This is a genomic window from Haladaptatus sp. DJG-WS-42, assembly GCF_037198285.1.
Classification (GTDB): domain Archaea; phylum Halobacteriota; class Halobacteria; order Halobacteriales; family Halococcaceae; genus QDMS2.
In genome coordinates this window covers 1,759,931-1,773,182 of the sequence record NZ_CP147243.1, presented here as the reverse complement: position 1 = coordinate 1,773,182, position 13,252 = coordinate 1,759,931, and the positions used below count along the sequence as shown (strand labels likewise).

Below are 13,252 nucleotides of genomic sequence, written 5' to 3'. Positions count from 1 at the left end.
TTTTACTGCTGCCCGCGCTCAGTGAGCGTATGCTCCGTCTCGCGGTTGCGACGAACAAGGAAACCTACGACCGGCTGCAAACACCGCTCGAAAAACGAGGGATTACTGTAGAACACGTCAAGACCAGAGAACGGACGATTTCACTCACCGAGCCGTGGGACGGCTTCGACGTTGGCTTCGTCTACCCTACACGCATCATGGAGGGTGGCGTTGCAGACGCCCTCCTCGACGTCCCGTGGGTCAACGACCGCGAGGCGATTCTTACCTCTCGGAACAAGGCAGGTGTCATCGCCGCACTCGCCCGGAAGGGACTCCCCGTTCCGGAAACGACGATGGTCTCGAATCCGACCGAGCGCGGCGACATCGAAGCCGTTTTCGAGGCGTTCGAGACGCCCGTCGTCGTCAAGCCGAACTCCACGACCCGGGGAACCGGTGTCGTGAAAGTCCACGACGCAGACTCCTTTCTCGGTGTTTCTGACTACCTCTCGCTCATCCACGACTACCGTGCGACCGGCGACAAGTCGTTTCTCGTCCAAGAGTACGTAGAAGACGCGCGGGATTACCGCGTGATGGTGCTCGACGGCGAGTACGTCGGCGCGGTCGAACGCCGCCTACCCGGAGACAGCAACCACTGGAAACACAACGTCCACCGAGGTGCAAAAGCGACGGGTGTAGACCTCCCTGACCACCTCAAAGAACTCGCAGAACAGACCGCAACAGCGCTCGACATTCCGCTTTTGGGGGTTGATTTACTCGTCACCGACGACCGCGCGGTGATAAATGAGACAAACGCGCGACCCACGATTGACGACCCAGAAAAGTACGTTCCGGGCTTCTACGACCGGCTCGCTGGCGTGATTCGAGAAACTGCAGAAGGGAATAGCGATTAGTTGACGCTGATGTCAGCAGAGTCTTCTGCGCGCTGGAGGGTCACTTCGAGGACGCCGTTGTTGTAGGTGGCTGTCGCAGAGTGTTCGTCTACGCGCACGGGTAGCGAGACGTGCTCGTCGTACTCGCGGGTCTCACTTTCTGCTGCGATGGTCAGCGTTTTACCGTCGCATTTTAAGTCGATTTGGTCTTTTTCGACGCCGGGAAGGTCTGCGATGACGCGAACAACATCGTCTTCCTCGTACACGGAGACGTGGGCGTTGCCCGCTTCGTCGCGTTCTACGTTAACGTCCACGTCGTCGCCGATAACGTCGTTCATCATCCGCTCGATTTCCCGGAAGAGGTCGTCGAACGGGTCGCGGTCATCTCGTCGTTTCATTGGAATTGAGTAGGTGTGTTGAGGGCAAAAGACTTGGGTCGGTTAGATACCCATGCCCATCGCTTCGTTGGTCTTTTCGACGCTCTCTGTGGCGTCTGCGGTGCCGAGGACGGCGCGGATGGCGTCTACGTTCTCGGGAACGACGTCCGATTCTTGGTGGATTGCCTGGAACAGGTAGAGGTCGTTGCCTTCCATGCTGATGGATTCGTCCCAGATGCAGTTCTCCCAGAGGTCGCCGCGCGGGCGGCCAATGTCGTGGGCGAGTTCCTTGAGTTTGCCCGCACCATCAATGTTCATGTGCGCGGGGATGAGGAAGAGGCGCGATTCCTCGGCTAAGAGGTCGCGCACTTCGTCTGCGGTTGGCTCGGATTCGAGCGAGACGTTGACGCTGTGAGTGTGCATGAGCGTCGCTGGAACCTTCATGCCGAGCGTGTCAATCGAGAGGTCGGGGAAGATGGTCTTCACGTCGGGACCGTGGTGAGAGGGCAGGGTAATCGGGTTCGGGAGGATGTCGTTGATTGGGCCACGGGAGGTCTGGCCGGGGTCGCCGCCGCGGCGGACGAGCGTGACGCGCATCTTCTCGATGCCGAACGCCTCTTCGAGCGGAGCGGCCAGTCGGGAGAGGCCGGTCGTGTTACACGAGACGACGCGGACGTGGTCTGCGCCTTCGACTGCTGAGAAGTTGCCGCGGGCGTTGAAACTCGCATCGACGAGGTCAGCGTCCTCGCCACCCTGATAGAGCGCGGGCGTTTCGTACTCGTCGTAGAGTTCCTTGTTCTGCGCGCCGATGCCAGAGGGCGTGGCGTCGACGATGATGTCTGCGGCGTCGATGAGTTCTTCGACCATCCCGGCGAGTTCGAGTCCGGCTTCCTCGAACAGTGGGGCGCGTTCTTCGATGGCGGCATAAAGCGGGTAGCCCTTGTTGACCGCGGTTTCGGCCTCGAAGTTCGGTCGCGTCTTTGCGACGCCGATGACTTCCATGTCGTCTTGGGCGCGGACTGCATCTGCCACGCGCTTGCCAATTGTACCGTAGCCGTTAATCCCGACTTGTATCATATGTGGCGGTGGTTTTGCTGTCTGTATAATCGTTTCGGGCAACCGTGTGTGTCGTCAACGCACGACAGAGCGTGGATGAGAACGGCTAATGGCCCCCGCCACCACACACGAATTATGACAACTCGCGCGACCGACGCGGACCTCGCCGCCGCCGCAGAAACCGCCATCGGCCAGTGTCTCAACCTCCAAGCTGACGAAAGCTGCCTCATCGTCACCGACGACAAACGCGAGCGCATCGGCGAGGCGCTCTACGACGCCGCCCGCGCGGTGACCACAGACGCGACCATCATGCGCTATCCGCCGCTCAGCCAGCACGGCGAAGAGCCCTCCGCGCCCGTCGCCGCCGCCTTGCGCGAAGCCGACGTATTTCTCGCACCGACCACGAAGAGCCTGAGCCACACCCGCGCCCGCGGGAACGCGAACGACGCCGGGGCGCGCGGCGCGACGCTACCGGGCATCACCGAAGAGGTGTTCACCACCGGCCTTGACGCCGACTACGAGAATATCAAAGAGACCTCCTACGACACGATTGCGAAGGTCGAAAACGCAGCCGAAGTGCGCGTCACCTCCCCGCAGGGGACGGACATCACCTTCGCGTTCGGTGACCGCAAGTGGCTCGCAGACACCGGCATCGTCCACAAGCCCGGTCACTTCTCGAACCTACCCGCAGGCGAAGTGTTCATCAGCCCGGTCACCGCAAACGGGACGTTCGTCGTGGACGGGACGATGATGCCCTACGGCCTGCTCGAACCCGGCCAAGAACTTTCGTTTACCGTCGAAGACGGCTCCGTGACCGAGGTGAGTGACGACGACATCCGCGGGCAAATCGAGACGGCCGCAGCAGAAGTCGGACAGGACGCCTACAACCTCGCGGAACTCGGCATCGGGACGAACGTCGCGGTTGCAGATCTCGTCGGCTCCGTTCTCTTAGACGAGAAGGCCGCTGGGACGGTTCACATCGCCATTGGCGACGACGCAGGAATTGGTGGCGACGTGTCCGCCCCACTCCACCTTGATGGCATCCTGCGCGAACCAACCGTGTACGCAGACGGCGTGGAAATCGAGCTTCCACAGCCAACACAGACCTGAGCGGGCTGTCGAGAATCGCCATGCACTTTTAGGCTCGGACGGTTAGAATTGCCCATGAGTACCCATTCAGACCGCGTGGCCGTGGTCTGCCCTTCGTGTTCGCCGACGCTCGAAACCGTCCACGAGGTGCTAAAGCCCGGCAGCGGACAGGTTACCGTCCGCTGTACCGAGTGTGACCACGTCCACAAGACAACTATCGAAACCGAATCCACCATCGAGAAGATGGTGGTCGTCTCACAGGACGGCGACTCGTTCAAAGCAACCGTCAGCGCCCCACCAGCCGAGAAGAGCGCGGTGGGCGAGGAGTTCATCGTCGAAACCGACGAGGCTATCCTCACCGTCCGCATCACGAGCATCGAACTCGACGGCGGTCAGCGCGTCGAGGAAGCAGAAATCAAGGACATCAAAACGTTCTGGACGCGCGCGGTGGACAACATCAGCGTGAACGTCACGATGCACCCGAACGACGGCCGGCGTGACGAGACCAAGAGCCTGAAGATTCAGGTGCCCGGCGACTACGAGTTCACCGTTGGTCGCAAAGAAGAGCTAGACGGCGAGGAGTTCACCGTCGAGGGCATCATGATTCGCGACGACGCAGAGGGTTACGACCGCGAGCAGTTCGACTTCGGCGGCGACACGGCAAACGCGAAAGACATCAAACGCCTCTACGTCCGCGACGAGAGTTCGACCGCCTGGTCCGCCTGGTAACGCTGTCTCCGTTTTTCAACGTTTTCGCGGTGTCGTGCGGTGCGTTCGACAGCAAAAAGAAAGAAGAGAGCAGTGGGTCTATTCGAGGTCGAACCGGTCGTTGCGCATCACTTTGCTCCACGTCTCGACGAAGTCGTGGACGAATTTCTCCTCTGCGTCGGCACCGCCGTAAACTTCCGCGATGGCGCGAAGGCGGGAGTTCGACCCGAAGATGAGGTCTACGCGGGTTGCCTTCCATGTCTGCTCGTTCGTGTCACGGTCGGTTCCCACGAACACGTTCTCAGCGTCCGCAGTCGCTTCCCACTCCGTGCCCATGTCGAGCAGGTTCACGAAGAAGTCGTTGGTCAGCGTTTCGGGTCGGTCGGTGAAGACACCGAGATCGGACGCCTTGTAGTTCGCACCGAGGGCGCGCATCCCGCCGACCAGCACCGTCATCTCTGGAGCCGTCAAGTCGAGGAGTTCTGCCTTGTCAACCAGCAGTTCCTCCGCCGGTTTGTCGGCCTCGTCGCCGAGGTAGTTGCGGAAGCCGTCGGCGGTCGGTTTGAGCACGTCGAACGAGTCGACATCAGTCTGGTCTTGCGAGGCGTCCGTTCGCCCCGGTTCGAACGGAACCGTCACGTCGTATCCAGCATCCTTCGCCGCCTGCTCGATTGCTGCGTTGCCGCCAAGTACGATGAGGTCTGCGAGCGAGACGTGCACGCCATCGGAGCGCGAACTGTTGAAGTCTTCCTGAATGCCTTCCAGCGCTTCCAGCACTTTCGCCAGTTGCTCCGGTTCGTTGACCTCCCAGTTCTTCTGCGGTTTGAGGCGAAGGCGAGCGCCGTTCGCGCCACCACGCTTGTCGCTGTCGCGGTACGTCGAGGCCGCCGCCCAGGCAGTCTTGACCAGTTGCGAGACGGAGAGGTCAGACGCGAGGAGTTGCTTCTTGAGCGCGGCAATCTCGTCATCGCCAATCAGTTCGTGGTCAACGTCAGGGACGGGGTCTTGCCACAGCAGTTCCTCGTCGGGAACCTCTGGGCCGAGGAATCGAGTTGGCGGGCCCATGTCGCGGTGGGTCAGTTTGTACCACGCGCGTGCGAAGGCGTCCTGGAACTCGTCCGGGTTTTCGTGGAAGCGCTTTGCAATCTTGCGATACGCAGGGTCCTCTTTGAGCGCGAGGTCCGTCGTGAGCATCATCGGCGCGTGCTTCTTCGATGAATTGTGTGCGTCCGGCACGGTGTCCTGTGCAGCCTCGTCTTTGGCTTTCCACTGCCACGCACCGGCAGGACTCTTCTCTAACTCCCACTCGTAGCTGAACAGGTTGTCGAGGAAGCCGCTGTCCCACGAAATCGGCGCGTCGGTCCACGCGCCTTCCAGCCCACTGGTAATCGTGTCGGGACCCTTGCCGCTGCCGTGACTGCTCTCCCAGCCAAGCCCCTGCTGTTCGATTGGAGCGCCTTCTGGGTCTGGACCGAGGCTATCGTCGGGGGCCGCACCGTGGGTTTTCCCGAACGTGTGTCCACCGGCGATGAGTGCGACCGTTTCCTCGTCGTTCATCGCCATGCGATCGAACGTCTGGCGGATGTACTCTGCTGCCGCGCGTGGGTCTGGTTCGCCGTTTGGCCCCTCCGGATTCACGTAGATGAGGCCCATGTGGTCTGCGGCGAGCGGCCCTTCGAGGTCACCGTCTTCCGTGTGACGGTCGTCTCCGAGCCATTCTTCTTCTGGCCCCCAATCGACGGCCTCGTCGGGCGCGTACGTGTCCACACGCCCGCCAGCGAAGCCGAACGTCTCGAATCCCATCGATTCGAGGGCGACGTTCCCTGTCAGAACGAGGAGGTCGGCCCACGAGAGCTGCTGGCCGTACTTCTGTTTGACCGGCCAGAGCAGACGGCGCGCCTTGTCGAGGTTCACGTTGTCGGGCCAACTGTTGAGAGGCGCAAAGCGCTGTGCGCCGTCGGATGCGCCACCGCGACCGTCGCTGGTGCGGTACGTGCCGGCGCTGTGCCACGCCATCCGGATGAACAGCGGGCCGTAGTGGCCGTAGTCTGCTGGCCACCACGCTTGGGATTCGGTCATCAGCGCCTGGATGTCCTCCTTCACGGCGTCGAGGTCCAGGTTCTCGAACTCCGCTGCGTAGTCGAAGTCCTCGTCCATTGGATTGCTCGTGCGAGCGTTCTGGTCGAGAACGTTCACGTTCAATTTATTCGGCCACCAGTCGTGGTCAGATCCTTGCGTCATTGGCTAACCTCTCGGGTTTCGTTCGTGTGTGAGTTTCGGTCGGCAATTTGTGTTTCGTGGCCGGGTTCCCCCATCCCACGTGTCGCGTTGTCGTTGGACATCTGAATCAGTATGTATCAATCACTTCGGGCGACGGGCGAAAAAAGTTGGCGGAGAAGGCAGTCACAGACGGAAGTGTAGGCACAATTTACTTCCCCAACCGCCTGAGTGACCCGTCGACTCCACCACTCGACGACGGATATACCGCGCTTTTTACTGGTGGTCTCGTTGGCCCACGTATGATGGAGGCTGTCTGATGCCCACACGAGACGCCAGTCGCCACGAAGAATTTCGTGAACTGCTCGTCCTCTGGGCCGCCCGCAAATCGGGAATTCTCGACGCCGTGATGACGAAAGCCGGGACGCCGGAAACCGTCGCTCGCGAAGCGAACGTGACCGAGCGCGCTGCGCGCATCACCCTTGAAGCACTCTCTGAGCGCGGCTTTCTCAAACAGCTGGGCGAGGAGTACGAACCGACGAACCGCGCACTCGGCTTTTTCGCGAAAACTGACCTGAACTCGATCGGCCGTCTTTCACACGAACTCGATGCGCTCGACCGCTGGGTGGCGCTTCCAGACGCGATGGAAACCGGAGAACAGACGCCCGAACCGCCAGAGTGGACGGTGAACAAACTTGGGGCACACGCTGCAATGGACGAGGCGACGGTGCGGGCACTCGTGACTGCCGCCGTTCACTTCCACGACGGCGGCACGCGCGTCCTCGACGTAGGCGGTGGCGCGGGACCCTACGCGCTCGAATTCGCCCGCAGAGGCTACGACGTGACGCTCCGCGACACGCCAGCAGTCATCGAGCGCGACCGCCCGCAGTTGCGCCACGAAGACGTGTCGTTTGCGGAGGGTGCGTTCGGCGACCCGATTTCCGGAACCTACGACCTCATCTTCGCCGGTGGTGTCGCCCACTGGCACGGCCCCGAAGCCGTGCAATCGTTCGTCAAGCACGCAGCAAACGCGCTCGATACGGGCGGGTCGCTCGTGCTCACTGACTTTGTGCGTGGCCGCGCGCCGAACGCCGCACTGGTCGGCGCACACATGCTCGCCCAGAGCGCGCATGGCGATACGTACACAGAAAGTCAATTTCGAGAGTGGTTATCCGTGGCTAGTTTCAAGCAACTTCGCGTCGAATCCATCCCCGGAACGGACGTTCAACTCGTTGGCGGCAGGCGCGCCATTGATTAGTTGTGGCGCACTGTTCTGAAATATGGACCTCGCGGTGCTCCGCGACGACATGGTCGCGAGCCTCGAACACGAGAGTAAACGATGCGTTGAGAGCGAGGCGGTTAGCATCGCGATGCGCACGGTTCCCCGCCACTGTTTCATCGATGACGCACGCGGTGCATACATAGACCAAGCGTTCGACCACCGCGGAACGACCATTCTCGCACCGAGCACCGTTGGCCGACTTATCGAGGCGCTCTGCCCACAGAAAGACGACACAGTGCTCATCGTGGGTGCCGGAATCGGCTACACGGCGGCCGTGCTCGCAGAAATCGTCGGTCCCGAAAACGTCCACGCGGTGGACATCTCACGACAACTCGTCTACGACGCACGCGGGTGTCTCGCGGAAGCGGGCTACGAAACTGTCTACGTAGACCAAGGCGACGGCGCACACGGCCTCCCGGCGTACGCCCCCTACGACAAGATTCTGGTCGAAGCCGCGGCCGTTCGACCTCCGCGAGCACTGCGTGACCAACTTGCCCCCGGCGGACGGCTCGTGATGCCACTCGGTGTGGGAGAGCAAACATTGGTTGCCTTCGAAGCCAGTGAGGTGGTCGAACGCTGTGGAACTGTCCTGTTCCGACCGTTGTTGGTTGATGGTGAGCAGGCGGGTACGCTCGAACGAAATCGCACCACGCGCGAAGACTACGAGCACATGGTGCGCGAGTCAGAGTCACGCCACGGCTGGGAACACGAGTGGATTGACTGGGACTAGCGCTAGTCGCGCACCACCAGAATCACGGTATTTTCTCTGCGGTCGACGAACGAACTGCCAGCGGGCGGTTTGACCGAAAGTGTGAGTGTGCCAGTGTCTCGATTGGCCCCGAGTTGCGGGTTGAGTGAGATGGTTGCTTGTCCGGAAGCGTCTGTGCGCACCGTTTTGACGCCGTCGATGGAAGCGGTGGCGCTGCGGACGACCACGGTCGCGTTCGAGACGGTGGTGCCGTCTGCATCGACCACGTCGAGTGTTATATCTTGGGAGCCTGGACTCACGACCTCCGGTTGAGGGCGCACGTCGAGTTCCGAGACGGCGAGTCCCTGCACCCCAGAGAGCATGTTCATCATCACGCTGAGGCTCGCCACGCCAACGACGAGGGCGATGACGAGGCGAATCGGGAGGCCTTCGATGGCGCGGTCGTCTGCGAACAGTCGGGCGAGTGCGGACATATCCCGTGCTGGTTCCGGCTTCACTGATAAACGCTCGGCCAAGGGTTCAAATGCGAAGCCGCGGGGAGAGGGCGCATGGACGTGCTCGGACAGCGAGACAACGACGGGCCGGTTGCGAACCTGGGACACTTTCGGGCGTGCGACGGGAGCTGTGGTGGGGCGGTTGGTCTCGATGTAAACCGACCGCACGCCGCGCTCGTCGTCGGCAAACGCGGGTCGGGAAAGTCCTACACCCTTGGGGTCCTCGCAGAGGAGTTGGCACAGTGTGAGGGCATTGCACCGGTCATCATCGACCCGATGGGCGCGTTCACCACGCTGGCCGCGGAGGACGCAAACATCGCGGCCACAGTCGAATCCACCCCGACGATTTCCGCGGATGTACTCGCTCCGCAGTCGTGGTGTGAACTGTTCGGTCTCGACCCGGCTGGAGCCGTCGGAAGTCTGCTCTGGCAGGCCGCAAGCGCGACAGCGAGTCTCGACGCGATGGCAGCGTTCATCGAAACAGCGGTCGTGGATGACGCGACGCGACGGGCGGGGAGCAATCACCTCGCACTCGCACGCGAGTGGGGCGTTTTCAGTGGTGATGGCCTCACCGCAGCGCAGCTGTGTTCTGACGGCGTGACTATCCTCGACTGTTCCGGGCTGGCCGACGCGCCAATGAACGCGGTGTGTCGAGCGGTTGCAGCGGCGCTCTATCGTGCGCGCCTCGATGGAACAATCGAGCGACTCCCGTGGCTGCTCGTAGACGAAGCGCACGTGTTTTTTGACGGCGTGGCCGGGTCGTCACTTCGCACGCTGCTGACGCGCGGGCGACAACCCGGCGTGAGTCTCATCGCGGCGACCCAGCGCCCGGGCGCACTCCCGCCGGTTGCCCACTCGCAAGCAGACGTACTGGTGGTACATCGGGTGACGAATGAAGCAGACCGGGCGGCGCTTGCTGCCGCACGCCCGACATATCTCGACGGTTCGTTCGCCAGTCGGATGCCGACCGCACCGGGCGAAGCGCTCGTCATAGATGATGTCACAGAGCGCACGCACGCGGTGCAGATTCGGCTCCGGGAAACCCCCCATGGCGGTGAGACTCCTCGGGTGAACAGCCACTGAAAGAGAGATGGCCAGCCACAACCGGGCAGGTGTGGGCTGGTCGAAAGTTGTCAGAGGCACGTATCGAGTCCGGGCATGGCTCGACCGCACCATATACTGGATTCTTGCGAGCGGGCATATCCCCTTGGCATGAATATCCAAGCCGTTTACTAAGGCATTGAAAGAAGTGGAACTAATCAAACACAATGTCTGAATTAGATAATATCCGGCGAATCTGTGGCGATTCGTGAGAGAGTTCGATGCGCGCCCGCAAGCGTGAATCGCGTCGATTCGTGGTGGTGTTCGAGAGTTCCCGAGCTAATAGAGGTGGTATGACACGAAACTGAATGAACTGACAACCTGTTGCGAGAGTCACCGCCGATGCTCCCGAGAACTGGTCAGGTCAGCAGGTTCGACAGCCAGACGCCTCACTCGCCATGTTGTTCCTTGGAAAAAGCGCCCGAGCCGGGACTGAGTGGAAACGAAGTTTCCACGAAGGTCGGCAAACTCGTTCGCCGGGAGTGCGCGAATCCGGGGGATTCGCGAACCACGATGCGGCAAAAGCCGCATCGGAGTTTGAACCACAGTCGCTCCCGTCCGAAAATAACGCTGCGAGTTTCGTGGCTCGTCAGATCGCAATGCGGTCTGAAGGCGTTCGCTTCGCTCACCTCCCGCTCCCTGTTTCAAATCCCTTGTTGTCGTTTCACCAGAACCCAGCTGGTTGCAGCGCGACAAGCCGCGCTGCTCGACGGTTGGGTTCTGTAGAAAACGCCCGAGCCGGGATTTGAACCCGGGTCACAACCGTGACAGGGTTGTATGATAGGCCACTACACCACCCGGGCGGGTGACGCAATTACCCGTAACGGGGTGTGGGTCTTAAGGCTTACTAGCTTGGGATGATGGTCAGTCGGGAGGTGTTGAACACACACGACGCGCTGCTCGGTAGTTGAAGTTTGGAAATAGCGCCCGAGCCGTACCAGAACAGTATCTGGATTTGAACTTCTCTCGCTCACGCCGTTCGCTCGAACGTTCAAATCCCTCTGTGGTCGGTTTACTACTCACGAGAGTACGAGCACACGCTCCGCAGTGCTCGTCGGGTAGTTCCTTGGAAAAAGCGCCCGAGCCGGGAGTGAGCAAATCCTTCGGATTTGCGAGCCACGATGCGGCTTCGCCGCATCGGAGTTTGAACCACGGTCGCTCCCGTTCCCTTCGCTCACCTCTCGCTCCCTGCTTCAAATCCCTCAGTGGTCGTTACACCAGAACCCAGCTGGTTGCAGCGCGACAAGCCGCGCTGCTCGACGGTTGGGTTCTGTAGAAAACGCCCGAGCCGGGATTTGAACCCGGGTCACAACCGTGACAGGGTTGTATGATAGGCCACTACACCACCCGGGCGGGTGACGCAACTAATCGTAACGGGGTGTTAGGCTTAAGGCTTTTCAAATCGGTGGACGACGGCGGGTGGTACCGTATGGCTCGCACTCCTCGCGGGCGTGGCACGCGTGCACGCCCGTAGACGAGGTTAACAACCCTTAAATGGAACGCGACAGTACTGGCCTGTAGTATCTCGTGAGAGCCGCTTCTCCCACTGGCCAGAGGCAAACATGGTAGACGTAAGCCAACACAAACTTGTCCCGGACCATCTCGTGCTTGACGACGAGTCAGTCGAGGAGGTTCTGGAAGAATACGACATCAAACGCACCGACCTTCCAAAAATCAAACGCACCGACCCCGCACTCCCGGACGAGGCGGAAGTGGGTGACGTCATCAAAATCGTGCGAAACTCCCGAACAACTGAGACGGCGGTCGTATACCGCCTTGTGGTGGAATAATGAATACGGACGATAGACGCGCAATTTCAAGACAGTACTTTTCGAGGGAACGACTCGCAGAACACCACTTCCGCTCGTTCAACGCGTTCTTAGAACGCGGGATGCAGGAAGTCGTCGACGAGAAGGCGACCATCGAGACGGACATCGGCGACAAAGAGGGCGAAGAGCCGGTGTACGTCGAGCTCGGCAACGTCCGCGTGGTCACCCCGCGTGTACGCGAAGCCGACGGCAGTGAGGAACTCCTGTACCCACAGGAAGCCCGTCTGCGCAACATCACCTACGCCGCCCCGGTGTTCATGGAAATGTCCATCATCAAAGGCGGCGAGGAAGAAGAAGAACGAGTCGTCGACCAGGCCGAGACGAAAGTCGGCCGCATGCCAATCATGGTTGGCTCTTCTAAATGCAACCTGAACGGCTTCAACCACGACGAACTCGTCGAAATCGGTGAAGACCCCGCAGACCCCGGTGGCTACTTCATCGTAAACGGGTCAGAGCGCGTGCTCATGACCAGCGAAGACCTCGCACCGAACAAGATTCTCGCCGAGTACGACACGAAGTACGGCGACGAGATTCAGGTGGCAAAAACGTTCAGCCAGCGCCGCGGCTACCGCGCGCTCGTGCTCTGTGAACGGAATCGTGAAGGCCTCCTCGAAGTCTCGTTCCCATCCGTCTCGGGCAGCGTGAGTTTCGTCACGCTCGTCCGCGCGCTTGGACTGGAATCCGACGAAGAAATCGTGCACCGTGTCTCCGAAGACCCGGAGGTCGTGAAGTTCATGCTCGAAAATCTCGAAGCCGCCGAGGTCCAGACGACCGAGGAAGCCATCGAGACGCTCGGCAAGCGCGTCGCCAGCGGTCAGGGTAAGAACTACCAGCTGAAGCGGGCCAACTACGTCATCGACCGCTACCTCCTCCCGCACCTCCACGAGGAAGGCGTCGATGAAGAAGAAGTCCGCATCAACAAAGCGTACTACCTCTGTCGCATGGCCGAGGCGTGTTTCGAACTCGCGCTGCACCGCCGTGACTCCGACGACAAAGACCACTACGCTAACAAGCGGCTCAAGGTCAGCGGCGACCTGATGAAAGACCTGTTCCGGACCGCGCTCAACAAGCTCGCACGCGACGTGAAGTACCAGCTCGAGCGGGCAAACATGCGTAACCGGAACCTCTCGGTGAACACCGTCGTCCGTTCCGACGTGCTCACCGAACGCTTAGAACACCCGATTGCGACGGGCAACTGGGTCGGCGGCCGCTCTGGGGTGTCCCAGCTCGTCGACCGTACCGACTACATGGGTGTGCTCTCTCACCTGCGCCGACTGCGCTCGCCGCTGTCGCGCAGCCAGCCACACTTCGAAGCTCGCGACCTGCACGCGACCCAGTGGGGTCGCATCTGTCCTTCTGAGACCCCAGAGGGACCGAACTGTGGGCTCGTGAAGAACTTCGCGCAGGCGATGGAGCTGTCACAGAACATCCAGGACGAACAGGAACTCAAACGCGAATTGGCGTCGATGGGAGTCGAGGGCATCCCGGGTCTCGAAGGCGTCGAACCAATGGCGGACTAAA

12 protein-coding genes and 2 tRNA genes are annotated in these 13,252 nt (G+C 60.9%); 8 read left to right on the top strand and 6 right to left on the bottom strand.

Annotated elements, in window-relative coordinates; translation table 11 throughout:
- Window positions 1-29: 29 nt before the first annotated feature.
- Window positions 30-890, top strand: a complete 861-nt coding sequence (locus V5N47_RS09725; protein ID WP_338727174.1) for a RimK family alpha-L-glutamate ligase — start codon at window positions 30-32, stop codon at window positions 888-890.
- Here the strand turns inward: V5N47_RS09725 and V5N47_RS09720 are convergent.
- Window positions 887-1,267 carry an Hsp20/alpha crystallin family protein gene (locus tag V5N47_RS09720; protein ID WP_338727173.1) on the bottom strand — a complete coding sequence of 127 codons (381 nt, stop codon included), beginning with the start codon at window positions 1,265-1,267 and terminating at the stop codon, window positions 887-889. The two genes, V5N47_RS09725 and V5N47_RS09720, sit on opposite strands and share 4 nt — an antisense overlap.
- A gap of 42 nt (window positions 1,268-1,309) precedes the next feature.
- Window positions 1,310-2,323, bottom strand: a complete 1,014-nt coding sequence (locus V5N47_RS09715) for a type II glyceraldehyde-3-phosphate dehydrogenase (protein WP_338727172.1) — start codon at window positions 2,321-2,323, stop codon at window positions 1,310-1,312.
- Between the two features lie 114 nt (window positions 2,324-2,437).
- Between V5N47_RS09715 and V5N47_RS09710 the strand changes: the two genes are divergently transcribed.
- Both V5N47_RS09710 and V5N47_RS09705 read left to right on the top strand, forming a co-directional pair.
- The gene (locus V5N47_RS09710; RefSeq protein WP_338727171.1) at window positions 2,438-3,412 is read left to right on the top strand and encodes an aminopeptidase; all 975 of its coding nucleotides are present in this window, start codon (window positions 2,438-2,440) and stop codon (window positions 3,410-3,412) included.
- A 54-nt stretch (window positions 3,413-3,466) separates the two neighbouring features.
- On the top strand, window positions 3,467-4,120 hold the full coding sequence (locus V5N47_RS09705; protein ID WP_338727169.1) for an HVO_0476 family zinc finger protein: 654 nt from the start codon (window positions 3,467-3,469) through the stop codon (window positions 4,118-4,120).
- A gap of 78 nt (window positions 4,121-4,198) precedes the next feature.
- On the opposite strand, the gene katG is transcribed toward V5N47_RS09705, so the two are convergent.
- Complete coding sequence (katG, locus tag V5N47_RS09700) at window positions 4,199-6,340, bottom strand: catalase/peroxidase HPI (RefSeq protein WP_338727168.1); 2,142 nt, start codon at window positions 6,338-6,340, stop codon at window positions 4,199-4,201.
- A gap of 295 nt (window positions 6,341-6,635) precedes the next feature.
- Here katG and V5N47_RS09695 point away from each other — a divergent pair, with 295 nt between their 5' ends.
- A complete protein-coding gene (locus V5N47_RS09695; RefSeq protein WP_338727167.1) occupies window positions 6,636-7,574 on the top strand; it encodes a methyltransferase domain-containing protein in 939 nt (312 codons plus the stop codon).
- A 22-nt stretch (window positions 7,575-7,596) separates the two neighbouring features.
- Entirely contained in the window at window positions 7,597-8,328 is a 732-nt protein-coding gene (locus V5N47_RS09690; protein WP_338727166.1) for a protein-L-isoaspartate O-methyltransferase, read from the top strand.
- A gap of 2 nt (window positions 8,329-8,330) precedes the next feature.
- Here the strand turns inward: V5N47_RS09690 and V5N47_RS09685 are convergent, their stop codons facing one another.
- Entirely contained in the window at window positions 8,331-8,780 is a 450-nt protein-coding gene (locus V5N47_RS09685) for a carboxypeptidase regulatory-like domain-containing protein (protein WP_338727164.1), read from the bottom strand.
- A 75-nt stretch (window positions 8,781-8,855) separates the two neighbouring features.
- Here V5N47_RS09685 and V5N47_RS09680 point away from each other — a divergent pair, with 75 nt between their 5' ends.
- Window positions 8,856-9,884, top strand: coding sequence for a DUF87 domain-containing protein (locus V5N47_RS09680; protein ID WP_338727161.1), 1,029 nt, complete (start codon window positions 8,856-8,858; stop codon window positions 9,882-9,884).
- 748 nt (window positions 9,885-10,632) lie between these two features.
- Here V5N47_RS09680 and V5N47_RS09675 read toward each other — a convergent pair.
- Together V5N47_RS09675 and V5N47_RS09670 are read right to left on the bottom strand one after the other, a co-directional pair.
- Window positions 10,633-10,705, bottom strand: a tRNA-Asp gene (locus V5N47_RS09675).
- Between the two features lie 477 nt (window positions 10,706-11,182).
- Window positions 11,183-11,255, bottom strand: a tRNA-Asp gene (locus tag V5N47_RS09670).
- Window positions 11,256-11,464: 209 nt separating this feature from the next.
- Between V5N47_RS09670 and V5N47_RS09665 the strand changes: the two genes are divergently transcribed.
- Together V5N47_RS09665 and V5N47_RS09660 are read left to right on the top strand one after the other, a co-directional pair.
- Window positions 11,465-11,692: a DNA-directed RNA polymerase subunit H gene (locus V5N47_RS09665; RefSeq protein ID WP_332897960.1), complete on the top strand. Its 228-nt coding sequence runs from the start codon at window positions 11,465-11,467 to the stop codon at window positions 11,690-11,692.
- On the top strand, window positions 11,692-13,251 hold the full coding sequence (locus V5N47_RS09660) for a DNA-directed RNA polymerase subunit B'' (protein ID WP_338727158.1): 1,560 nt from the start codon (window positions 11,692-11,694) through the stop codon (window positions 13,249-13,251). Before V5N47_RS09665 ends, V5N47_RS09660 begins: the two co-directional genes overlap by 1 nt.
- Window position 13,252 lies beyond the last annotated feature (1 nt).